This window comes from Burkholderia mayonis (genome assembly GCF_001523745.2).
Lineage (GTDB): Bacteria > Pseudomonadota > Gammaproteobacteria > Burkholderiales > Burkholderiaceae > Burkholderia > Burkholderia mayonis.
In genome coordinates this window covers 239,283-261,261 of record NZ_CP013386.1, presented here as the reverse complement: position 1 = coordinate 261,261, position 21,979 = coordinate 239,283, and the positions used below count along the sequence as shown (strand labels likewise).

Annotated in this window: 19 protein-coding genes and 1 riboswitch; of the genes, 4 read left to right on the top strand and 15 right to left on the bottom strand. The window is 67.4% G+C overall.

The features are described from left to right. Positions 1-33: 33 nt before the first annotated feature. The gene (locus WS70_RS01325; RefSeq protein ID WP_004195771.1) at positions 34-492 is read left to right on the top strand and encodes an Lrp/AsnC family transcriptional regulator; all 459 of its coding nucleotides are present in this window, start codon (positions 34-36) and stop codon (positions 490-492) included. A gap of 97 nt (positions 493-589) precedes the next feature. Here the strand turns inward: WS70_RS01325 and WS70_RS01320 are convergent, their stop codons facing one another. The 3 genes from WS70_RS01320 to WS70_RS01305 all read right to left on the bottom strand — a co-directional run bounded on the left by WS70_RS01320 (position 590) and on the right by WS70_RS01305 (position 3,383). After that, on the bottom strand, positions 590-1,786 hold the full coding sequence (locus WS70_RS01320) for a cation diffusion facilitator family transporter (RefSeq protein ID WP_059473791.1): 1,197 nt from the start codon (positions 1,784-1,786) through the stop codon (positions 590-592). 239 nt (positions 1,787-2,025) lie between these two features. Next, positions 2,026-2,319 (bottom strand): H-NS histone family protein, encoded by a 294-nt coding sequence (locus WS70_RS01315; protein ID WP_010107038.1) that lies wholly within the window; start codon positions 2,317-2,319, stop codon positions 2,026-2,028. Positions 2,320-2,702: 383 nt separating this feature from the next. Further along, complete coding sequence (locus tag WS70_RS01305) at positions 2,703-3,383, bottom strand: HugZ family pyridoxamine 5'-phosphate oxidase (protein ID WP_059597560.1); 681 nt, start codon at positions 3,381-3,383, stop codon at positions 2,703-2,705. Positions 3,384-3,685: 302 nt separating this feature from the next. On the opposite strand from WS70_RS01305, the gene WS70_RS01295 reads away from it, so the two are divergent. After that, positions 3,686-4,897 carry an MFS transporter gene (locus tag WS70_RS01295; RefSeq protein ID WP_059473793.1) on the top strand — a complete coding sequence of 404 codons (1,212 nt, stop codon included), beginning with the start codon at positions 3,686-3,688 and terminating at the stop codon, positions 4,895-4,897. Between the two features lie 133 nt (positions 4,898-5,030). On the opposite strand, the gene WS70_RS01290 is transcribed toward WS70_RS01295, so the two are convergent. From WS70_RS01290 to WS70_RS32275, 3 genes are all read right to left on the bottom strand, one after another. Further along, on the bottom strand, positions 5,031-6,173 hold the full coding sequence (locus WS70_RS01290) for a branched-chain amino acid ABC transporter substrate-binding protein (RefSeq protein ID WP_059597561.1): 1,143 nt from the start codon (positions 6,171-6,173) through the stop codon (positions 5,031-5,033). A gap of 443 nt (positions 6,174-6,616) precedes the next feature. Further along, complete coding sequence (locus WS70_RS01285) at positions 6,617-7,717, bottom strand: NAD(P)H-dependent flavin oxidoreductase (protein ID WP_059473795.1); 1,101 nt, start codon at positions 7,715-7,717, stop codon at positions 6,617-6,619. Further along, on the bottom strand, positions 7,714-7,938 hold the full coding sequence (locus tag WS70_RS32275; RefSeq protein ID WP_203235994.1) for a hypothetical protein: 225 nt from the start codon (positions 7,936-7,938) through the stop codon (positions 7,714-7,716). Before WS70_RS32275 ends, WS70_RS01285 begins: the two co-directional genes overlap by 4 nt. 63 nt (positions 7,939-8,001) lie before the next feature. On the opposite strand from WS70_RS32275, the gene WS70_RS01280 reads away from it, so the two are divergent. Together WS70_RS01280 and WS70_RS01275 are read left to right on the top strand one after the other, a co-directional pair. Further along, the gene (locus WS70_RS01280; RefSeq protein WP_059597562.1) at positions 8,002-8,694 is read left to right on the top strand and encodes a dienelactone hydrolase family protein; all 693 of its coding nucleotides are present in this window, start codon (positions 8,002-8,004) and stop codon (positions 8,692-8,694) included. A gap of 112 nt (positions 8,695-8,806) precedes the next feature. After that, positions 8,807-10,297 carry an amidase gene (locus WS70_RS01275; protein WP_059473797.1) on the top strand — a complete coding sequence of 497 codons (1,491 nt, stop codon included), beginning with the start codon at positions 8,807-8,809 and terminating at the stop codon, positions 10,295-10,297. Positions 10,298-10,438: 141 nt separating this feature from the next. Here the strand turns inward: WS70_RS01275 and metF are convergent, their stop codons facing one another. The 9 genes from metF to WS70_RS01230 all read right to left on the bottom strand — a co-directional run bounded on the left by metF (position 10,439) and on the right by WS70_RS01230 (position 21,900). Continuing rightward, positions 10,439-11,269 (bottom strand): methylenetetrahydrofolate reductase [NAD(P)H], encoded by an 831-nt coding sequence (gene metF, locus WS70_RS01270; RefSeq protein WP_059473798.1) that lies wholly within the window; start codon positions 11,267-11,269, stop codon positions 10,439-10,441. A gap of 18 nt (positions 11,270-11,287) precedes the next feature. Then, the gene (locus WS70_RS01265; protein ID WP_059473799.1) at positions 11,288-11,641 is read right to left on the bottom strand and encodes a phage holin family protein; all 354 of its coding nucleotides are present in this window, start codon (positions 11,639-11,641) and stop codon (positions 11,288-11,290) included. Positions 11,642-11,805: 164 nt separating this feature from the next. After that, the gene (gene ahcY / locus WS70_RS01260; protein ID WP_059473800.1) at positions 11,806-13,227 is read right to left on the bottom strand and encodes an adenosylhomocysteinase; all 1,422 of its coding nucleotides are present in this window, start codon (positions 13,225-13,227) and stop codon (positions 11,806-11,808) included. Positions 13,228-13,261: 34 nt separating this feature from the next. Beyond that, a riboswitch (S-adenosyl-L-homocysteine riboswitch) is annotated at positions 13,262-13,401 on the bottom strand. Between the two features lie 126 nt (positions 13,402-13,527). Further along, positions 13,528-14,259 (bottom strand): RNA polymerase sigma factor FliA, encoded by a 732-nt coding sequence (locus tag WS70_RS01255; protein ID WP_059473801.1) that lies wholly within the window; start codon positions 14,257-14,259, stop codon positions 13,528-13,530. A 24-nt stretch (positions 14,260-14,283) separates the two neighbouring features. Beyond that, entirely contained in the window at positions 14,284-15,096 is an 813-nt protein-coding gene (locus tag WS70_RS01250) for a MinD/ParA family ATP-binding protein (protein WP_059597563.1), read from the bottom strand. Continuing rightward, positions 15,089-16,807 carry a flagellar biosynthesis protein FlhF gene (gene flhF, locus WS70_RS01245; RefSeq protein ID WP_059473803.1) on the bottom strand — a complete coding sequence of 573 codons (1,719 nt, stop codon included), beginning with the start codon at positions 16,805-16,807 and terminating at the stop codon, positions 15,089-15,091. Before flhF ends, WS70_RS01250 begins: the two co-directional genes overlap by 8 nt. Next, positions 16,804-18,906 (bottom strand): flagellar biosynthesis protein FlhA, encoded by a 2,103-nt coding sequence (gene flhA / locus WS70_RS01240; protein WP_059473804.1) that lies wholly within the window; start codon positions 18,904-18,906, stop codon positions 16,804-16,806. Before flhA ends, flhF begins: the two co-directional genes overlap by 4 nt. Beyond that, complete coding sequence (flhB, locus tag WS70_RS01235; RefSeq protein WP_059473846.1) at positions 18,903-20,108, bottom strand: flagellar biosynthesis protein FlhB; 1,206 nt, start codon at positions 20,106-20,108, stop codon at positions 18,903-18,905. The genes flhA and flhB overlap by 4 nt, the downstream gene beginning before the upstream one ends. A 325-nt stretch (positions 20,109-20,433) precedes the next feature. Continuing rightward, entirely contained in the window at positions 20,434-21,900 is a 1,467-nt protein-coding gene (locus WS70_RS01230) for a phytoene desaturase family protein (protein ID WP_059473805.1), read from the bottom strand. Between the last annotated feature and the right edge of the window lie 79 nt (positions 21,901-21,979).

The following is a 21,979-nucleotide window of genomic DNA, read 5'->3' as shown; positions in this document are numbered from 1 at the left end:
TTGGCAAATGTTGTAGCCGCTTTGGAGGCGCAGGTGACCCTCGATACCTTTTCGCAAAAAATCCTTCGCCTGTTGCAGCTCGACGCGCGCCGCTCCGTGCAGGAGATCTCCGATCAGGTAGGCCTCTCCAGCACGCCATGCTGGCGCCGCATCAAGGACATGGAGCAGTCCGGCGTGATCCAGCGCTACACCGCCCTCCTCGATCGGGAGAAGCTCGGGCTCCATATCTGCGCGCTCGCGCACGTCCACCTGACCCGCCACAACGAGGGCGGCGTCGAGCAGTTCGAGCGGGAGATCGCGACCTGCCCCGAAGTGACCGAGTGCTACAGCACGACGGGCGAAGCCGATTACATCCTCAAGATCGTCGCGCCCGACATCAAGGCTTACGACATCTTCCTGCACGAGCGGATCTTCAAGATTCCCGCCGTGTCGCAAGTGCGCACGAGCGTCGTGCTGCGCGAGATCAAGTTCGACACGCAACTGCCGCTCTGACGCGCGTGGAGCGTTGCGGGCGCTCCGGTGCTTGGGCGCTTCGCGCAACCACATGCAATGGTGAGCGGCGCGAGCCCGCGCGCCGCGCATAGTCCAATCAGAGCGGCCGGCCGACCGTCGCCGCGTCGCTCGACGCGAGCGCGCGCGAAATGCCGAGGCGCCGCGCGCCGAACCGGCGCTTCAACGCTTCGATGTCCAAACGAGCAGCCGGATCGCCGTCGGCCGCGCGCTCGCCGCCTGCGTACGCGTCCTGCGCGAGCGTGAGGTCGATTTCGAGCCCCGTGCTCAGATAGTGCAGGTTAATCGCGCTTGCCCGCAGCCCGGCTTTTTCGAGCATCGCCTCGATCTGTCCCTCGATCTGGTCGCGAGGCGGCAAGTCGAGCACCGCGCGGCGCGCGACGTCATGCTCCGGATCGACGTGGATCAGCGCGTCGAGCACGCGCCGGTCCGTGAGCACACGCGCCCGCGCGGCCTCCGCGATATAGTGCCCCTCGGAGACGGACATCATCGGATCGACGAGGATGTGCACGTCGACGAGCGCCGAGTCACCCATCTTGCGGGTGCGCAGATCGTGCACGTCGCGCACGCCGGGCGTCGACACGATGAGCGCGCGGATCTCGGCGGATGCGTTCTCGTCGAGCGCACGGTCCGACAGATCCTGCAGCGCGTCCCAGCCGAACGTCCAGCCCATCCGCGCGACCATGAAGCCGACGATCGCCGCGGCGATCGGATCGAGGACGCGCACGCCCGCCAGGCTGCCGATGATGCCGAGCGCGACGACGAGCGACGACGCGGCGTCCGAACGCGCATGCCACGCGTTCGCGACGAGCATCGCCGAGCGCACGCGCTGCGCCTCGCGCAGCATGTAGCGGAACAGCGCCTCCTTCGACAGCAGCACGACGACGGCGACCGCGAGCGCGCTCGCATGGACGGGCGGAATGTCTTCGAGATGCACGAGCCGATCGCCGGCGCGCCACAGCATCCCGACGCCGACCGCGATCAGGATCGCGCCGAGAAAGAATGAAGCGACCGTTTCATAACGGCTATGGCCGTAATTATGATCGGCGTCCGGTTTTGCGCCGCTGTGCCGATTCGCGAGCAGTACCACAAAATCGGAAACCAAATCCGACAAAGAGTGGACGCCATCCGCAATCAAAGCTTGAGAATGCGCAATTAGACCGACAGCCACCTGCAGCGTCGCCAGAATCACGTTGAGCACGATGCTGACGAACGTGCTCTTGCGAGCGACCGCCTGCTTTTCCGAGGCCAAGTCGTCGTTTGAAAATGTAGACATGAAATATCGGATGCGGCGAAAGATACCGCAATTCTATCAAGCGAGTCTTGAAAGCGCTCGAGCCCGGACCAAAAAAACAAGCAAAATCAATCGCTTATGAAAACGCAACGCATTTTCATTTACAACTAAACATGACATTTATGTGACAAATGCCGGCCGCGAGCGCCGGCTTCCAAAACACAAAAGGCCACGCTCCCCTCGAGGGGCGTGGCCTTTTGTGTTTGGCAGGCAGGATGCGCTCAGATTGCGAATTGCTCGCGATTCTTGCCGGCGATCCAGCGAGGAGGCTTCCCACGGCCCGACCATGTCGCGCCGGATTCCGGGTCGCGGTATTTCGCCGCGACGCCGGCGCGGGGACGACCCGCCTTTCCGACTTTGCCACGACCGAGACCGAGTTCTGCGAGCGTGAAACCGTAATCGGCGATCTTTTGCTTGACGTCGCTCAATACCTCCGCGTATTCGCGCGACTTGGCCTCTTCGATCTGCTTCTCCAGCTTCTCTCGCTGAGCGAGAAGGTCCTTGTAAGAAGACATAAATTCCCTTTTATCTGACCAAATGGTGCCGATCTTCAGCCGGCTTGCCATCTTAACTAACGATGCCTCGGATAATCGGATCAAAGGTTAGCACAAAAAAGAAATCAGCGAATACCGTATCGCAGAAAATAAGCGTTGTATTTTGTGATTTGATTGTTCAAATTGACCAGCATCCGCTTCATTTGCAATTATTGCTAGTCTTACAAGCGGATTGGCTGAATTCAGTACATATTTTAAGCTCGCAAATTGCGCAATTGACCTGGGCGATCGAATTAGAAGTTTTCATGAAACGAAAGGTTCCACGGATTCAAAGCGTAGCCGTCGCCTTATCTCGTTTAATACGCCCGCAATGTGCGCAATCGCTCATAATCGGCCCCGCTGCTTTACGTAAACGAAACGGCCGCCGCCTCCCATAACGCCGCGGACAGCGCATCGGCATCCATTTTCGGCACGTCGAACGGCGTGCGCCGCCTCGATCCATTCAAACGCCAGTCCGCGCCGTAGCGGTCGACGCCGAGCAATTCGAGCCCTATGCGCCGCGCTCGCGACGCGTCGTATTCGTCCCATAGCGCGCGCTCGTCGTCGTACCCGACAGGCGCGAGCGGATCCAGTTCGGCCGCGTCGAGCCAGCCCATCCGCCCGAATCCGCCGATATAGCGCAGCCGCTCGCACGTGAGCGCCCAGAACGTGAAATCGCCGAGCGCGAGATAGCGTTCGCCGTCCGGGTGATAGCGAAGGTAGCGCGCAGCGACGTGCGGATCGATGCCGGCCGGCTCGAAGCGGCCGACGAGCGTCGCGCGTTCCGCCTCGAGCACGCTGTCCGACGCGCCCGCCGCATCGCCCAGGCCGTCGACGACGAGAAACCCGGCGCGCGGATCGGCCGCGAGATTGCGCGTGTGCTCGGCGAGCCCGCTCACGAGCACGACCGGCCGGTGCTGCGCGTCGACCGCGTACGGCACGACGGTCGGATACGGATAGCCTTCGGGCGCGTGGGAGTGCGTCGCGAGCGTGCCGAGCGCATTGCGGTGTAGAAGATGAAGCGGCAAGACGGCGGAAATGTGCACGTGTGTGATCCTCGCATGCGGGGGTGAAACGCTCGGGCCGGACCGGCGTCCGTCCGGGCCGGGCGCGCCGAACGCGTCGGCGCGCCCGGCAGGTGCGATCGGCGGGCCCTCAAGCCAACGGCGGCGGCGCACGCCAAGCATGCACTCGCCGACGCATCGCGCGCAACCCGGCAAGCGCAAGCAAGACGCGACGCGCTCCGCTAGAATCTGCGCTGTTTTGCTAAACGCCGCGTAAGCTTCGCGCGCCGTTCCCACCCAATCTCCCCCTGATCTCACCCCGTCTCCCGCCGAGCCTTCCTTCCGTGTCCGATCAGTCGCCCGATCTCGCTTCGCCCGCCTCCATCCATCGCCGGCTTCCGGCATCCGCCCGCCAGCGCGCGCGGGCGGCGACGATGGCGCTCTTCTTCGTCGCCGGCATGATGTATGCGTCGTGGGGCGTGCACGTACCGACCGTGCGAGACAAGTTCGCGTTGTCGCCCGCGCTGCTGTCGTTCGCACTCCTCGCGGCCGCGATCGGCTCGATCGTCGCGATGACGACCAACGCGCGCTGGATCGCGCGCGTCGGCTCCCGCACCGCGTGCCTGGCGGGCGGCCTCGCGATGTCCGCATGCGGCGCGCTGATCCTCGTCGTGCCGTCCTACCCGCTGCTGCTCGCGGTGCTCGTGTTGTTCGGCTTCTCGATGGCGACGCTCGACGTTGCGATGAACGCCGAGGCGAGCGCGGTCGAATCGGCGTTCGACAAGCCGATCATGTCGATGCTGCACGGGATGTTCAGCGTCGGCGGAATGGCGGGCGCCGCCGCGGGCGGCGCGCTGCTGTCGGCCGGCATGGCGAGCGCCGCGCATCTCGCGTTCGCCGCGCTCGCGAGCGCGCTCGTGCTCGTCGTCGCATGCCCGGCAGTGCTGCCGCACGTGCCGCACGCCGATGCCGCCGCGGCCGGCGGCCCGCGCGCGAACCGCTGGCGTTCGACCCCGCTGTGGGCGCTTGGCGCGATCGCGCTCATCGCGCTGATCGCCGAAGGCGCGATGTACGACTGGGCGACTGTTTACATGCGCGACGTCGTATCCGCGTCGCCGGCGTTCTCGAGCGCGGCGTACGCGGCGTTCTCGGGCGGCATGGCCGCCGCGCGTTTCGCGGGCGATGCGGTCCGCGCACGCTTCGGCGCGCCGCACCTCGTCTGCGCGAGCGCGACGCTCGCGTGCGTCGGCATGATCGGCGCGCTCGCGCTGCCGTATCCGCTCGTTGCACTGGCGGGCTTCACGCTGATGGGCCTCGGCCTCGCCAATATGATGCCCGTGCTGTTCGCCGCCGCCGCGCGGGTCGAAGGCATCCACGCGGCCGAAGGGCTCGCGCACGTTGCGGGGCTCGCGTACTTCGGGCTGCTGTTCGGGCCGGTCGTGATCGGCGCGGTCGCGCAGGCGGCCAATCTTTCAGTCGGGCTGTCGATCGTCGCGCTGTGTGCGGCGCTCGTCGCGAGCGTCGCGCCGAAAGTGCTGAGCCGGCTGAAGATCTGATCCGGCGCCGGCAAGCCTCCGAGGCATTCGCCCGATCACCCGCTCCGCTTGTCCTCTTTCTTCCTCTCAAAAAACGAGGCGCGCACGCCTTTCGGCATGCGCGCCCCGCCCCCTCCGTCAGCCGCGCAGACGGTTACATCTTGACTTCGTCCAGGAACGTCTTCTTGCCGTTCTTGTAGTCGTACAGCGAAATCACGCCGTGCTGCAGATCGCCCTTCGAATCGAAGGTCGTCGTGCCGATCACGCCCGTGTAGTTCGTCTTCGGCATCGCCGCGAGGATCTTCGCCGGATCGGTCGAGTTCGCGCGCTTCATCGCGTCGACGATGATGTACACCGCGTCATACGTAAACGGCGCGTAGATCTGGATCGGCTGGCCGAAGCGCTTCTCGTACTTCGCCCTGAACGCCGCACCGCCCGGCATCTTCTCGAGCGACGCGCCCGCTTCCGAGCACACGACGTTGTCGGTCGCATCGCCCGCCAGGTCCGACAGCTTTTCCGTGCAGACGCCGTCGCCCGCAAGGATCTTCGCGCGCAGGCCGAGCTGCTTCGCCTGCTTCGCGAACGGGCCGCCCGTCGCGTCCATGCCGCCGTACATCACGGCATCCGGATTTTCACCCTTGATCTTCGTCAGGATCGCGCGGAAGTCGACCGCCTTGTCGTTCGTCGCGTCGTGCGACACCACCTTCAGGCCGAGCGCCTTCGCCTTCTTCTCGAATTCGTTCGCGAGGCCCTGGCCGTACGCGGTCGAATCATCGACGACGGCGACACTCTTGATGCCCTTCGAGCGCGCGTAGTTGGCGAGCGCCGGACCTTGCTGTGCGTCGGTCGCGACGACGCGGTAGGTCGTCTTGAAGCCTTGCTGCGTATAAGCCGGATTCGTCGCCGACGGCGAGATCTGCACGATGCCCGCATCGCTGTAGATCTTCGACGCCGGGATCGACGTGCCCGAGTTCAGGTGGCCGACCACGGCGACGACCTTGTCGTCGACAAGCTTCTGCGCAACCTGCGTCGCGGTACGCGGGTCGGCCGCGTCGTCCTGTGCATCGAGCTGGAGCGTGATCTTCTGGCCGCCGATCGTGAGACCCTTCGCATTGATCTCCTCGACCGCGAGACGCGCGCCGTTTTCGTTGTCTTTGCCGAGGTGGGCGATCCCGCCCGTCAACGGTGCGACGTGGCCGATCTTGACGATCTGGTCGGCAGCGGCGTTCGTGGCGGCTGCAGCCAACAGCATAGCTGCCGCGCTGATCGGCAGCAGCTTTTGCATCTTGATATTCATGGAAGTCTCCAGTTTCAATCCAAAAAACGCCTTCACCGACGCCCCGCACCGATCCTCGTGTTCGACAAAAAATCACTGGACGATTCGCCGGCTGCATTGGTTTATGCACTTGCACCAATCAAGCGCGCGATGCACCGCATGCGGGGCGGCCCTCACGTGCTTGCGCGCAAGTGTAGGCGATCAAATTAATAAGTGGGACGTTTTTAGAGAACTGGGACGACTACCGATGTCGCGCTTGCGGCGAACCTGGTCCGATCGGCCGCAAACCCGCTAAACGTAAGGGTTTCCGCCAATTCGGATGAGGAAATGAAAGGCGCAATTAATGATTGGGAAAGCGATTTCAATCATGTTTTTAATCAATGTCTTCCGGTTGAAATAATTCGGTGAACAGAGCGTGTCGGACAACGCGGGCGGCGCGCGTTTTTGTCGCGCCGGCCGATTCGTCAGTCAACCGAAATAATGTGGCGCGAAAGCGTCGCGCGCCACTCCGAGTCGAGCGCATCGATCAGTTGCGCGGTCGTTTGTGCGGCGTCGCGGTGCTTGCCGAGCGGTGCGCCCTGGCCGGACCACAGCGACAGATACTCGGCGTCGCCTGCGCGCGCGGCTGCTTGCCGCAGCTCTTGCGTCAGCGCGTTTTGCATCGGGTACGGCGCGACCGAATCGAGTCGCTCGGTCAGTTGCGCCATCAGCGCGTTGCGGATGCCGCGTGCATGCCGGCCCGTGATCGCGCGCGTGACGGCCGTCGACGTGTCGTCGCTCGCGAGCAGGCGTGCCTTCCAGCACGCGGGGATCGCGCTTTCCGCGCACGTGAGGAACGCGGTGCCGAGCTGCGCCGCCTGCGCGCCGAGCACAAGCGCGGCGGCGATCCCGCGTCCGTCCATGATGCCGCCCGCCGCGAGCACCGGCAGGCCGGTCGCGTCGACGAGCTGCGGCACGAGCGCCATCGTGCCGACGAGCGCGTCTTCGGCCGAGCCGATGAACGTGCCGCGATGGCCGCCCGCTTCCGCGCCCTGCGCGCAGATCGCGTCGGCGCCCGCCGCCTGCCACGCGAGGCCTTCGGCGACGTGCGTCGCGGTGCCGATCACGTACGTGCCCGCCGCCTGCAGCCGCGCGACGTCTTCCTTGTCGAGCACGCCGAACGTGAAGCTCGCAACCGGCACGCGCGCGTCGACGAGCGCATCGAGCTGCGCGCGAAAGTCGGGCGCGTAGCGCGCGGGCGGCGCACCGGGCGGCAGCCCGAACTGCGCGCGCAATGGGTCGATCGCGGCAAGCGCGCGACGCACGGTCGCGTCGTCCGGATGCGCGTCGGGCAGCACGAACAGATTCACGGCGAACGGACGGCTCGTCGCCGCGCGCACCGCGGCGATCTCGGCGGCGAGCCTGTCGGGCGCGAACGACGCGCCGCCCAGGCTGCCGAGCGCGCCGGCATTGGACGCGGCCGCGACGAGTGAGGGCGTCGTCGCGCCGACCATCGGCGCCTGCACGAGCGGCAGGCGCAATTCGAAGCGGGCGGAGAACGGAGTCGGGGCAATGCGGGAAGTCATGGCGAATCCTCGAATGGATGCAGGGATGCGGATGCGGTCACGCGGGAGACGGGCGGGATCGAACGACCGATGCAACGACTGTAACCGCGCGCGACGGCACTGAAAAATGAATAATCCAGATCGATCCGATCGCGCGGCGAGAAGGCTCGCGCGAACACATCGGGCACGGGCGTTGCGCGGGCATCGCTCGGCACTGCATCGACGAAGGTTTGATGGCACACTGAGTCCCGCTTTTACATTCACCGTCAGGACCGTTACCGGTCCTGCTTTGCCAGGAGATCAGCATGGCTTCGCAATGGATCGACATCCCCGCAGGCAACGACGCGTTCGGCGGCTATCTCGCGCTGCCCAAGCGCGGCAAGGGCCCGGCCGTCGTCATCATTCAGGAGATCTTCGGCGTCAACAGCCACATTCGCTCGGTCGCCGACCAGTACGCGGCCGACGGCTACGTCGCGCTCGCGCCCGACGTGTTCTGGCGCACGCAGCCGCGCGTCGAGCTCGGCTACGAGGGCGCGGACCGCGAAAAAGGCATCGAGTTGCTTCAGAAGACCGACGTCGCGCAGGCGGTCGCCGACATCGGCGCGGTCGCCGCGGCGCTGCGTGCGCGCCCCGAGGTCGCGGGCAAGCTCGCCGCGATCGGCTATTGTTTCGGCGGGCGCCTCGCGTATCTCGCCGCGGCGCGGCAGCACGTCGACGTCGCGGTCGCGTATTACGGCGGCGGCATCCAGAATCATGTCGACGTCGCGGCGAAGATCGCGCAGCCGATCCTCTTCCACTACGCGGGCCACGACCAGTCGATCCCGCCCGATGCAGTCGACAACGTGAAGGCCGCGTTCGCCGGCCGCGCGAACGCCGAGTTCTACCTGTATCCGGACGCGCAGCACGGCTTCAACTGCTCGGATCGCGCGACGTACGACCAGCGCGCGGCGGCGCTCGCGCACGGCCGCACGCTGACGTTCCTCACCGAACATCTGTAAGCTGCATGCAATCGCCGCACCCGCGCGCGATGCGCGGGCGCGGGCGCCGCTTCACCCGTTCCGAATTCCGCATTCCGAATTCCGAATCGGTAGCCGCTCGTCACCACGGGAGATGACCGTGCAGTCCGACTATCTGTCTCACGACGCAATCGGTCTCGCGCAGCTCGTCGCGCGGCGCGAAGCCAGCGCGCGCGAGCTGCTCGATGCCGCGATCGGCCGCGCGGAAGCGCTCAATCCGGCGCTCAACGCAATCGTGCTGAACGACTACGCAGCCGCGCGCGACCGCGCGACGAATGGCGCGCTCGACGGGCCGCTCGCCGGCGTGCCGTATCTCGTCAAGGATCTCGGCTCCGCGGTGGGCGGGCTGCCGCTGTCGCTCGGCAGCCGCCACTATCGCCACTACGTGCCGGCCGAAGATTCGCCGCTCGTCGCCCGGACGAAGGCGGCCGGGCTCAACATCTTCGGCAAGACCAACACGTCCGAACTCGGGCAGATGCCGTACACCGAGCCCGCGCTGTTCGGCGCGTGCCGCAACCCTTGGAATCTCGATCACACGCCAGGCGGCTCCAGCGGCGGCTCCGCGGCGGCCGTGGCCGCGGGCATCGTGCCGCTCGCGCACGCGTCCGACGGCGGCGGCTCGATCCGGATTCCCGCGTCGTGCTGCGGGCTGTTCGGCTTCAAGCCGTCGCGCGATCCGGCGCTCGCGCCGTGGCCCGTGCCGGGCGAAATCGTCGTCGAGCATGCAGTCTCGCGCAGCGTGCGTGACAGCGCGCTCCTCCTCGACATCACGACGGGACGGGCCGCACCGGGCCGGCTCGATGCCGCCGGCGCGCCCGACGCGTACCTCGGCGCGCTCGACGCGCCACCGCCCGCGCTCAAGATCGGCTATGTGACGGACCCGATGCTCGCGCCGGCGCTGTCCGCCGACGTGCTCGACGCGCTCGACGGGGCTGCGTCGCTTGCCGCGTCGCTCGGGCATATCGTCGAGCCGACGTCGCTCAATCTCGACTTCGCGCAGGTCAACGAAGTGTTCCTGACGATCTGGGCGACGATCGCCGACGAGCTCGTGCTCGGCGCGGAAAACATCACCGGACGCAAGCCCGCGCGCGCCGAATTCGAGCCCGCGACCTGGGCGATGGCGCAGGTCGGCCGCCGGCTCGCGCGCGAGCGGCTGCCGCACATGCTCGAGCTGCAGCGGCAGATCACCGCGCGCGTCGCGGGCCTCGTATCGCGCTACGACGTGATCTTGTGCGCGACGCTTGCCGCGCCGCCGATCAAGATCGGCGAGATGCAGCCGACGCCGTTCGAGACGCGGCAGATGGAGATGCTCGGCGTGCTGCCGGTGAAGCCGCTGCTGAAGCGGATGCTCGCGGAGGCGTCGCAGAAGGCGTTCGCGTGGGCGGGCTGCACCGAGCTCTTCAATCTGACCGGGCAGCCGGCGATGTCGGTGCCGCTGCATTGGACGCCGCGCGGATTGCCGGTCGGCGTTCAGTTCGTCGCGCGCCACGGCGACGACGCCCGGCTCTTCAAGCTCGCGCGCCAGCTCGAGCTCGCGCGCCCGTGGTTCGACAAGCGGCCGCCGCTCGTTCGCGCGCAGGCATGAACGGCGTGCAGTGGCGCGGCGGCGCTTCGTTGCGCGCCGCGCCTGTCGATCGAACACGGAAATTCGGGCAAAAAAAGAGGCGAAACCGAAAGGTTTCGCCTCGTCGTACTCGCTGACGCGCCGCCTGCGCGCCAGCCGGCGTCAGAGACCCAGCCGCTCGCAGACGAGCTTCGTCGCCGCCGCGCCGTTCAGCGTGTAGAAGTGCAGACCGGGCACGCCCGCGTCGATCAGTCGCCGGCAAAGACCCGTGACGACGTCCGCGCCGAATGCGCGGATCGAGTCCTTGTCGTCGCCGAAGCTCTCGAGCCGGCGCGCGACCCAGCGCGGCACTTCCGCGCCGCACATCTCGGAAAAGCGCATGAGCTGCGAGAAGTTCGTGATCGGCATGATGCCGGGCACGATCGGCACGTCGACGCCGAGCTTCGCCGCGTCTTCGACGAAGCGGAAGTACGCGTCCGCATTGTAGAAGTACTGCGTGATCGCGGCGTTCGCCCCCGCCTTCACCTTGCGCACGAAGTTCTCGAGATCGGCCTTCGGCGAGCGGGCCTGCGGGTGGTACTCCGGATAGGCGGCGACTTCGATCCGGAACCAGTCGCCGTGCTCGGCGCGGATGAAGCTGACGAGCTCGGACGCATAGCGCAGCTCGCCCACCTCGCCCATGCCGGACGGCAAATCGCCGCGCAGCGCGACGATGTGGCGGATGCCGTGCGAGCGGTACTGGTCGAGAATCGCGCGCAGGCTGTCCTTCGACGAGCCGATGCAAGACAGGTGCGGCGCGGCTTCGAGCCCCGCCTTCTGCATGTCGAGCACGGTGTCGAGCGTGCCTTGCTGTGTCGAGCCGCCCGCGCCGAACGTGACGGACACGAATTTCGGCTTGAGCGGCGCGAGCTGCGCGCGCGTCGCGCGCAGCTTGTCGACGCCTTCCGCCGTCTTCGGCGGAAAGAATTCAAAGGAAAGTTCGATCGGGTTCATGATTCAGGGATCACCCCGTCAGCCGATGTTGCGCTGACCGAAGATCAGGGCGGACAGCAGCCATGACACGATGCTGTACAGGATCGAACCGAAGAACGCGGACCAGAATCCCGACACTTCGAAACCCTTCAGCAGCGACGCCGCGAGCCAGAAGCACAGCGCGTTCACGACGAGGATGAAGAGGCCGAGCGTGACGATCGTCACGGGCAGCGTGAGCAGGATCAGGATCGGCCGGATCACCGCATTGATGAGGCCCAGCACGACCGCGACGATGAGCGCCGTGCCGAAGCTCTTGATGTGGATCGACGGCACGAGGTACGTGATGATCAAGAGCGCGAGCGCGTTGATGATCCAGGTCAGGATGACGGTCATGTGAAGCTCCTTCTGCGGTTGACGATCCGGCCGGGTGCGGCCGCCCCGGAAGATGAGAACGCACGACGCGTCGGGCGGCGCACTTCGCCCGCCGACGCGCCGCGCGCGGCGGACGTCAGGCGAGCGGCCGCCCGGCGCCCGCGCGCCGGGTACGGATCAAGATATCAGTAACGATAGTGATCCGGCTTGAACGGGCCCGCCTTCGGCACGCCGATGTACGACGCCTGATCGTCGGACAGCTCGGAGAGCTGCGCGCCGATGCGCGCGAGGTGCAGGCGCGCGACCTTCTCGTCGAGATGCTTCGGCAGCACGTACACCTTGTTCTCGTACTGCTCGCCGCGCACGAACAGCTCGATCTGCGCGAGCGTCTGGTTCGCGAACGAGTTCGACATCACGAACGACGGGTGGCCGGTCGCGCAGCCGAGGTTCACGAGGCGGCCTTCCGCCAGCAGGATCACGCGCTTGCCGTCCGGGAAGATGATGTGGTCGACCTGCGGCTTGATGTTTTCCCACTGGTACTGGCGGGTCGACGCGACGTCGATTTCCGAATCGAAGTGGCCGATGTTGCAGACGATCGCGTTGTGGCGCATCGCCTTCATGTGATCGTGGCCGATCACGTGGAAATTGCCGGTCGCCGTCACGAAGATGTCTGCCTTGTCGGCCGCGTATTCCATCGTCACGACGCGGTAGCCTTCCATCGCCGCCTGCAGTGCGCAGATCGGATCGATTTCCGTGATCCACACGGTAGCTCCAAGGCCGCGCAGCGATTGCGCGCAGCCCTTGCCCACGTCGCCGTAGCCCGCGACCACCGCAACCTTGCCCGCGATCATCACGTCGGTCGCGCGCTTGATGCCGTCGACGAGCGACTCGCGGCAGCCGTACAGGTTGTCGAACTTCGACTTCGTCACCGAATCGTTCACGTTGAACGCCGGGAACGGCAGGCGGCCGTCCTTTTCCATCTGATACAGGCGGTGCACGCCCGTCGTCGTCTCTTCGGTGACGCCCTTGATGTGCGCGAGGCGCTTCGAGTACCAGTTCGCGTCGATGTCGAGGTGGCGCGCGATCGACTTGAAGAGCGCGACTTCTTCCTCGTTGGTCGGCTTGGCGATCGCCGAGCGGTCCTGCTCGGCCTTCGCGCCGAGGATGAGGAGCAGCGTCGCATCGCCGCCGTCGTCGAGGATCATGTTCGCGAACTCGCCGTTCGGCCATTCGAAGATGCGGTGCGAGAACTCCCAGTATTCGTCGAGCGACTCGCCCTTGAACGCGAAGACGGGCGTGCCGGCTTCGACGATCGCGGCCGCCGCGTGATCCTGCGTCGAGAAGATGTTGCACGACGCCCAGCGGACGTCGGCGCCGAGCGCCTTCAGCGTCTCGATCAGCACGCCCGTCTGGATCGTCATGTGCAGCGAACCCGCGATGCGCGCGCCCTTGAGCGGCTGCTGCGCCTTGTATTCGTCGCGGATCTGCACGAGGCCGGGCATCTCGGTCTCGGCGATGTTCAGCTCCTTGCGGCCCCAGCCGGCAAGCGCGATATCGGCGACGACGTAATCTTGCGAGGAATTGGAATCGATGACAGCGGCGTTCATCACGCCCTCCTTTCTAAAAAAGTTCTAGAAAATTGTGACGTGAGCGCCGTTCAAGTAAGCGGCCGGCATCGGCAGGAACGATCGCCGCTACGCGACGATACTGCGCCGACACACCGCTCGGTTGACCATTTCCGAGCCTGGCGGGCGGGGCCCGTCGCAACGCTCCTCGGAAACGAGGTGGGATTGTAGCAAATCGAGACGAAATTTTCCTATCGGGCGGGCCGGCCGCTCGCGCGCGGCATTTCGTCCGGCTTCGTCGGCGCGCTTTCCCGTTTCGCGCCCGATCGTCGCACGGACGGCTCAGCTCTCCGTGCCGACCCACGTCTGCTCGCGCAGCTTCGCGCGTAGCCGCGCGACCGCCTGGCTGTGCAGCTGGCATACGCGCGACTCGCTCACTTCGAGCACCGCGCCGATCTCGCGCAGGTTCAGGCCGCGCTCGTAGTACAGCGACATCAGCAGCTTCTCGCGCTCGGGCAGGTGCTCGATCGCATCGACGAGCGCGCTGCGCAGATGACCGTCGAGCAGCGCGGACAGCGGATCGGCGTGGTCGGCGCGGTAGCGGTCGAGGAACGGCTCGTCGTCGGCCGAGCGGTCGAAATCCTCGTAATAGACAAGCTGGCTGCCGTGCAGATCCTGCAGCATCGACTGGTATTCGCCGAGCGGCATCTGCAGATGCGCGGCGACCTCCGTTTCGTTCGCCGAGCGGCCGAGCCGCTGCTCGACCTGGTGAACCGCGTGCTCGACTTCGCGCGATGTCTTGCGCAGGCTGCGCGGCAGCCAGTCGTTGCTGCGCAGCTCGTCGAGCATCGCGCCGCGGATCCGCTGCGTCGCGTAGGTCTCGAACTGCGCGCCCTGATCTTCCTTGTAACGGCTCGCCGCGTCGAGCAGGCCGATCATGCCGGCCTGGATCAGATCGTCGAGGTCCACGCTCGCCGGCATCTTCGCGACGAGCTGCAGGCCGAGACGACGCACGAGCGGCGCGTATTGCGTCAGCACTTCGTCCTGGGAAATCTTGCCTTGAGCGTTATACATCGTGCCCTCTCTTCGTCGTGGCGTTCAGGCGGCATGAGCCGCACCCCGTTCAAACGCCGAACTTCCCGTCCGGACCCGGCCGACGCCCGGACCCGGGCGCATCGGCCAATACAGCAGATCGGCAGCGATCTGCCGGTAATCGCGCGCCGCCGCCGCCGACGGAAACGCGTCCACCACCGTGTGCGCGAGCCCGCGCGCGCGCTCGATCAGCGTATCGGCGGCGACGCATCCGGCGTCCGACAGCGACACCCGCAGATAGCGGCTCGCGACGCCCGCGAGGTTCTCGTACGCGGCCTTCGCGTCGGCGGCGCTCTGCACGTGATTCGTCAGCACGCGGAACTGCGCGAGCGCATGCGCGTAATGCAGCCGCTTCATGCACGCGTACGCCTCGGTGATCGCCGACGCCGACACGCGCGTGACGACGAGCACGTCGTGCGCGTCGCGCGCGAGCGCCGACAGCGCGCCGTTCGCGTCGAGCTGCGCGTCGATCAGCACGATGTCCGCCGCGCCGTCGCCGAGCGTCGCGAGCTGCGTCTCGCTGTAGCCGCCGCGCGCGAGCCGCGACGCCTCGCATATCGCGAATCCGAGCTCGTGCCGCACCGGCTCGCCGCCGCGCAACCACGAGCCGCACAGCGTCGCCGAGATCGAGCGGACGTTCGCGCGCTCGTCGACGACGAGCACGTCCTTGCCGAGCGCGGTCAGCGCCGCGGCGAGATTCGCGACCGTCGACGTGCAGCCGACGCCCGACGGTCCGCCCGTCACCGCGACGACGCGCGACGCGCGTCCGGCGAGCAGGCGCCGCAATCCTTCGGCCTGGTCGGTGATGCGTTTATCCAAAGCGGACCTCGTGCAGTTCGTTGCCTGCGCGCACGCTCAACGCGGACAGCATCGCCGGAAGATCGTCGTCGTGCGGCACGAACGGCGAATCCTCGCGCGGCGCGCAGAACGCGCTCTTCAGCAGGAATTTCTTCGTCGCGACGTACAGGTTCTCGGGTACTTTCTGGCCGGTCGACACGTAGTGCACCGGCAGCTTGTAGCGGATCACCGTGTCGAGCACGCCGCCCAGGTTGCTCGCCTCGTCGAGCTTCGTCAGGATGCAGCCCGCGAGATCGGGCAGGGCCGCTTTAGGCTGGCCGGCCGCGCTGCGGTACGCCTGCACGACTTCGTTCAGCGTGTCGCCGTGGCTCGTCGCGTTCAGCAGCAGCAGGCGCTGCACCGGCGTGTCCGCGCCGTGCAGCATCGCGATCTGGTCGGACACCGTGCGGTCGCGCTGGCTCATGCCGATCGTGTCGATCAGCACCATGTGCTTGTTGCGCAGCTCGGCGAGCGCGAGCTGCAGATCGCCGCCATCCTTCACCGCGTGCACCGGCACGCCGAGAATCTTGCCGAAGATGCGCAGTTGCTCGTGGCCGCCGATCCGGTAGCTGTCCGTCGTCAAGAGCGCGACCTTGCTCGCGCCGAAGCGCATCACGCAGCGCGCCGCGAGCTTCGCGGTCGTCGTTGTCTTGCCGACGCCCGTCGGCCCCATCAGCGCGAACACGCCGCCGCGCTCCATCAGCGCGTCCTCGCTGTCGAGCACGGGCAGGTTTGCCGCGAGCACCGTGTGCGCCCAGTCGGCCGCCGCGTCGAGCGTGTCGTAGCCTCCGCCTTCCGGCAGGTTGTCGACGACCATCCGCACGAGCTGCGCGGAGAAGCCCGCCGCGAACAGATATTTGGTCAGCGCGCCGTGCACCGGATTGCGGCGCTGGCGCTCGTTCCACATCAGGCCCGCGAACTGTTCTTCCATCAGCTCGCGCAGCGAGCCGAGCTCCTGCATCACCGTGTCGTTGACGATGCGCTCGATGCGCGCCTTCACCGCGTCCGCGACGACGGTCGCCGTGTCTTCAGGCAGGCGCAGCGCCGCGGCCCCCGACGTTGACGCATCGTCGGCCGGCAGCCGGCGCACGGTGTTGCGCACGATGTCGCGCGCCCATTCGGGCGGCTCGTCGGCGGCCGCGCGCTCGCGCGGCGCATGCGGGGCAGCCGTCGCCGCGCGCGGACGCGCGACGAGTTCCTCGTGCTGCTTCGTCAGCCGCTTCGCATGCTCGACGAGCCACGGTGCAGGCTCGGACGGCGCAGAGGCCGGCTGCGCGACGGCGGCCGGCGCATCGTCGTCGGCTGCCGCATCGACGCTCGCGCCGAACACCGACGAGAACACGTCGGGGATGCCGCCCGCCGCGTAAGGATTCGCGGCGGCGCGCAGCGCCGACGCGTTCGCCGAAGGAAAGATGACCGAGGCGGCGGGCGACGCGAACGACGGCGCTGAAGACGGATACAGCGCCGGCTGGCGCAGCGCTTGCGGCTGCGGCTGGGCCGCGCCGTGTGCGGCTTCGGCGGCCGCGCGCTGCGTCGAGATTTCGGCGAGCTCGGCGGCGGGCAGCGCGACGATCTCGACACGACCGTCGTCGAGCGTCCGGTTGGACAGTACCGCCGCGTCGGCGCCCATCGCTTCGCGCACGAGGCGCAGCGCGTCGCGGCTCGTCGGGCCAATGAATTTGCGAATGTTCAAGCGGTACCCCCGATGACGTTAACGACCTTGATCGTGCGCGTGTCCGGCACTTCGGCGTAGGACAGCACTTTCAATTGCGGCAGGCTGCGCCGCAGGAAACGCGCGAGCATCGCGCGCAGCGCGTGCTGGACGAGCAGCACGGGCGGCAGCCCCATGTTCTGTTGACGCAGCATCGCGTCTTGCGTGCCGATGAGCAGCGTGTGCGCGAGGCCCGGCTCGAGGCCAGGATTCGCGCCGGTGGCGAGCGCCTGCGACAGCACGCGCTCGAGATTCGCGTCGAGTCCCATCACCTGCATCTCGCCCACGCCCGGATACCACTGCTGAGTGATCGCGCGGCCAAGCGCGAGACGCACGGCGGCCGTGAGCTCGTACGGATCGGTGATGCGGCCCGCCTGCTCGGACACGGCCTCGATGATCGTGCGCATGTCGCGTATCGGCACGCCCTCGTCGAGCAGGTTCTGCAGCACCTTCTGCAGCGTGGTGAGCGAGATCGTCTTCGGCACGAGGTCCTCGACGAGCGACGGCGCATCCTTGCCGGTCCGCTCGATGAGCGCCTGCACTTCCTGGCGGCCGAGCAGCTCGGCCGCGTGCTGGACGACGAGGTGATTGAGGTGCGTCGCGACGACCGTGCTCGCGTCGACGACCGTGTAGCCGTACACCTGCGCCTGCTCGCGCAACGACGTGTCGATCCAGACGGCAGGCAGCCCGAACGCCGGGTCCTGCGTCGGCGCGCCCGGCAGCGCGGCCGTCACCTGGCCCGGATTGATCGCGAGCCACTGACCCGGGTACGCTTCGCCGACGCCGACCTCGACGCCCTTCAGCGCGATCCGGTAAGCGTTCGGACGCAGCTCGAGGTTGTCGCGGATATGGATGACGGGCGGCAGGAAGCCGATTTCCTGCGCGAACTTCTTGCGGATGCTCTTGATCCGCTTGAGCAGTTCGCCGTCGGTGTTCTTGTCGACGAGCGGAATCAGCCGATAGCCGACTTCGAGGCCGAGCGGATCGATGAGCGTGACGTCTTCCCAAGTCGCTTCGTGGCTGTCGGCCGGCAGCGCTGCCGGCGGCGCGATCTCGGCGACCATGCCCGCCGCCTTCCTCGCGGCTTCGCGCTTCGTCAACGTCCGCGACAGCCAGATCGCGCCGGCGCCGAGCAGCAGGAACGCGAAGTGCGGCATGTTCGGGATGAGGCCCATCAGCACGATGATCGAGCCCGTGATCATCAAGACGCGCGGGTTCGTGAAGAGCTGCGTCGTGAGCTGCGTGCCGATGTCCTCGTCGGTCGCGACGCGCGACACGATCACGCCCGCCGCGGTCGAGATCACGAGCGACGGGATCTGCGCGACGAGGCCGTCGCCGATCGTGAGCAGCGTGTAGTTCTTGCCCGCCGCGGCGAAGCTCATGTCGTGCTGGAGCATCCCGACGATCAGGCCGCCGATCACGTTGATCGCCATGATGATGAGGCCCGCGATCGCGTCGCCGCGCACGAACTTCGACGCGCCGTCCATCGACCCGTAGAACTCCGCTTCCTGCGCGACCGCCTGGCGGCGCTTCTTCGCCTGCTCTTCGTTGATGAGGCCGGCGTTGAGGTCGGCGTCGATCGCCATCTGCTTGCCGGGCATCGCGTCGAGCGTGAAGCGCGCGGACACTTCGGCGATCCGGCCCGCGCCCTTCGTGATCACCATGAAGTTGATGATCATCAGGATCACGAACACGACGATGCCGACTGCGAAGTTGCCGCCGACGAGGAAGTGGCCGAACGCCTCGATCACCTGGCCGGCCGCGTCGGGGCCCGTGTGGCCTTCGAGCAGCACGACGCGCGTCGACGCGACGTTCAGCGACAGGCGCAAGAGCGTCGAGAACAGCAGCACGCTCGGGAATGCGGCGAAGTCGAGCGGCTTCATCGTGTACATGCTGACGAGCAGCACCATCACCGACAGCGCGATGTTGAACGTGAAGAACAGATCGAGCAGCAGCGGCGGCAGCGGCAGGATCATCATCCCGAGAATCATGCAGATGAGGATCGGGCCCGCGAGCGCGCGCAGGTTCGCGCCGTCGAGAAGCTGCGCGCGCTTGCCGAGGAAACCGGCCGGCATGTTCATGCGGCGCCTCCGGCGGCGTGACGGCCAAGCACGTCGTCAGCCTCTTCCTGCTCGTCTTCCGGCGCGACGTGCTTGCCCTTGTCGAGCTCGGCGGGCACCTCGAGATCGACGGGCGTCTCGGGCGCGATCCCGCCTTCGGCGCGGAAGCGCTTCAGCTGATACACCCACGCGAGCACTTCGGCGACGGCCGAATACAGCGTGCCCGGAATCTCGCGTTCGAGATCGACGTTGTGATAGAGCGCGCGAGCGAGCGGCGGCGCTTCGAGGAGCGGCACGTGGTGCTCGGCCGCGAGCTCGCGGATCCGCGCGGCGACGAGGTTCACGCCCTTCGCGACGACCTTCGGCGCGCGCATCTCGCCGTCCGTGTACTTGAGCGCGACCGCGAAGTGCGTCGGGTTCGTGACGACGACGTCGGCCGTCGGCACGTTCGCCATCATCCGGCGGCGCGCCATCGCGCGCTGCTGTTGGCGAATCCGGCCCTTCACATGTGGATCGCCTTCGTTCTCGCGGTGTTCGCGCTTCACTTCTTCCTTCGTCATGCGCAGCTTCTTGTTGTACTGCCAGAGTTGATACGGCACGTCGAGGCCCGCGACGACGAGCATTCCCGCGACCGTCATCCCGCAGCACACGGCGACGAGATGCAGCGCGTCGGCGAGCGCCGCGTGGAGCGGCTGCGTCGCGAGGCCGAGCAATTCGTCCTTGCTGCGCCAGATCGCGATGCCGCCGATCCCGCCGACGACGAGCGTCTTCGCGATCGACATCCCGAGCTGGATCGGCCCTTGAATCGAGAAAATGCGGCCGAGGCCCGTGATCGGATTCAGGCGCTCGAACTTCAGCTCGAACGTCTTCGTCGACACGAGCCAGCCGCCGAGCGCCATCGGCGCGGCGAGCGCCGCGACGCCCGTCAGCGCGAGCAAGGGCGCGAGCGCGTAGAGACCTTCGAGGCTCAGGCTGCCCGCGTGCGACAGCATCCGATGGGTGTCGAACGCGGTTGCGCGGTCGAACGAGAACGCCGCGTGCAGCATCGTGCGCAGATGCTCGCTGATCGGGCCGGACAGGAGCCACGCGCCGTAGAAGCCCGCCGACAGCAGCGCGAACGAAGCCAGCTCGCGCGAGCGCGCGACCTGCCCCTCCTCGCGCGCCTTCTCGCGGCGCTTGGGCGTCGCGGCTTCTGTCCGTTCGAGATCGCTGTCCTCTGCCACGAGGGCCTCCATGCGGGCGCGGCGGGATGCCGCTTTTCAGTGACACCGATTATTCCCGCGGCGGTCAACGGGCGATCGGTCGAGGAAAGCGGGGAAACGGGGGTATTTCTCGGAATCGGTTGCGGCGTTGAAGGGCGGGCGTTAAGCGGGTTTTGGGGGCGGGATCGGCGGCGGGCGACCCTTGCAGCCAACGTCTTCATGCTTGCCGCGCGCGCCGCCGAAACGGGCCCGCCCGCTGGAAAACGCCGACGCGGTCTCGAAGGGCGTGTTTGCGGCGAGCCCGGCGCTCGGCGCCTATGCTCGAGCGCCCGCGCCCGCCCGCCGCTCACCGCAACGCGCGCGACGCGAGCGCGTCGGCCGCGAAGACGCCCGACAGCATCGATGTCGTCACGCCGAAGCCCGGATATGTCGTCTGGCCGGCGAGATACAGCCCGTCGATCGGCATCGCGTGTGGAAACTGCTGATCCGGCCGCGCGGCGGGCGACAGCCCGTAAAGCGCGCCTTCGTACAGGCCGAGCCGCTCCGCATGACCCCGCGGGCTCGTCACGCGCAGCGTCGCGATGTCGAGCCGGTGCCGGCCCGCGAGCGCGTCGATCCAGGGCTGCGCGGCCGCCGTCTTCGCGGCGTCGGTCCACGCGTCGAGCGGCGTGTGCGCGTCGACGGCCGCGAACATCTCGACAATGCTGCCGCCCGGCGGCGCGAGCCCGGGCAGCGTGACCGTCGGCACCGTGTAGTTGAACCAACGCACGCCGTCCGGCTGCGGCGACAGCATCGCCCGCTGGTCGCCCGCGGGCGGCAGATGGTTGACCGAATACGCGACGGGCTCGATCCGGTTGCGCAGCCCGAGCTGGATGCCGAGCACGCGATGCGACAAAGGCGCGCGGGCGACGCGGCGCAACATCGCTCGCGGCGCGTCGGCAGCCTCGACGAGGCGCGCGAACGTCGCCATCCCGCTCACGGTCGACACGACCGCATCCGCGTCGATCTGCTTGCCCGACGCGAGCGTGAGCCCGCGCACGCGGCCGCCCGCGACGCGAATCCGCATGACCGCCGCCCCCGTGTGCACCTGTCCGCCGTGCGCAACGAACGCGTCCGCGAGCGCGCGCGGAATCGCGCCCATCCCGCCTTCGGGCAAATACAGGCCGTCGTCGAGGAGCGCGATCAATCCGACGATCTGCGAGACAGGCGTGCGCTCGGCGGGCAGCCCCGTGTACAGCGTGACCGCGGCGAGCGCCGCGCGCGCGTCCGGATCGGAGAAATCGCGCGCGAGCTCGGCCGCGAGCGTGCCGCGCAGCTTCGGCAGATGACGCCAAGTCTTCGCGAGGAAATGCGGCAGCGACCGCGGCCGGATCAGCAGATCGTCGACGAAGACCTGCAGCAGCGGCCGCCATTTGTCGACGCAGCGCGCAATCTCCGCCCGCAGCACCGCGCTGCGCTCGGCGCCTTGCGCACCGTCGACGAACGCCGCACCGCGCGCGCCGAGCGTCACACGCGTGCCGTCCGGCAGCCACGACGCCTGCGGCACCGTGATCGGCCGCAGCGGCGCGCATGCCGCGCGATCGAGCCCGAGCCGCGCGAACGCGTGATCGAGCAGGCGCGGCAGCGCGACGAACAGCGCGCCGTCGTTGAAGCGAAAGCCGTCGACGTCGGTCGTCGATGCGCATCCGCCCACCACGTCGCGTGCCTCGTAAAGCCGCACATCGCAGCCCCGGCGCGCGAGCTCGACGCCCGCCGCAAGGCCCGCCACGCCGCCGCCGACGATCGCGACACGCGTCACACCGATTGGCTTCATTCCGTGTCTCCGCTGCGGAGAAGCCCGTATTGTCGTCGAAAGGCGGCGAACGCGAAGGACCGACGGCAGCGAAACGGCA

What these genes read in the sequence shown, in the direction of transcription:
- ahcY (WP_059473800.1), bottom strand. Translation starts at nt 13,227, where the DNA reads ATGAACGCCGCTGTCATCGATTCCAATTCCTCGCAAGATTACGTCGTC.
- WS70_RS01285 (WP_059473795.1), bottom strand. Translation starts at nt 7,717, where the DNA reads ATGACTTCCCGCATTGCCCCGACTCCGTTCTCCGCCCGCTTCGAATTG.
- WS70_RS01230 (WP_059473805.1), bottom strand. Translation starts at nt 21,900, where the DNA reads ATGAAGCCAATCGGTGTGACGCGTGTCGCGATCGTCGGCGGCGGCGTG.
- WS70_RS01265 (WP_059473799.1), bottom strand. Translation starts at nt 11,641, where the DNA reads ATGACCGTCATCCTGACCTGGATCATCAACGCGCTCGCGCTCTTGATC.
- WS70_RS01290 (WP_059597561.1), bottom strand. Translation starts at nt 6,173, where the DNA reads ATGAATATCAAGATGCAAAAGCTGCTGCCGATCAGCGCGGCAGCTATG.
- WS70_RS01315 (WP_010107038.1), bottom strand. Translation starts at nt 2,319, where the DNA reads ATGTCTTCTTACAAGGACCTTCTCGCTCAGCGAGAGAAGCTGGAGAAG.
- flhA (WP_059473804.1), bottom strand. Translation starts at nt 18,906, where the DNA reads ATGAACATGCCGGCCGGTTTCCTCGGCAAGCGCGCGCAGCTTCTCGAC.
- WS70_RS01275 (WP_059473797.1), top strand. Translation starts at nt 8,807, where the DNA reads ATGACCGTGCAGTCCGACTATCTGTCTCACGACGCAATCGGTCTCGCG.
- WS70_RS01280 (WP_059597562.1), top strand. Translation starts at nt 8,002, where the DNA reads ATGGCTTCGCAATGGATCGACATCCCCGCAGGCAACGACGCGTTCGGC.
- WS70_RS01320 (WP_059473791.1), bottom strand. Translation starts at nt 1,786, where the DNA reads ATGTCTACATTTTCAAACGACGACTTGGCCTCGGAAAAGCAGGCGGTC.
- WS70_RS01255 (WP_059473801.1), bottom strand. Translation starts at nt 14,259, where the DNA reads ATGTATAACGCTCAAGGCAAGATTTCCCAGGACGAAGTGCTGACGCAA.
- metF (WP_059473798.1), bottom strand. Translation starts at nt 11,269, where the DNA reads ATGAACCCGATCGAACTTTCCTTTGAATTCTTTCCGCCGAAGACGGCG.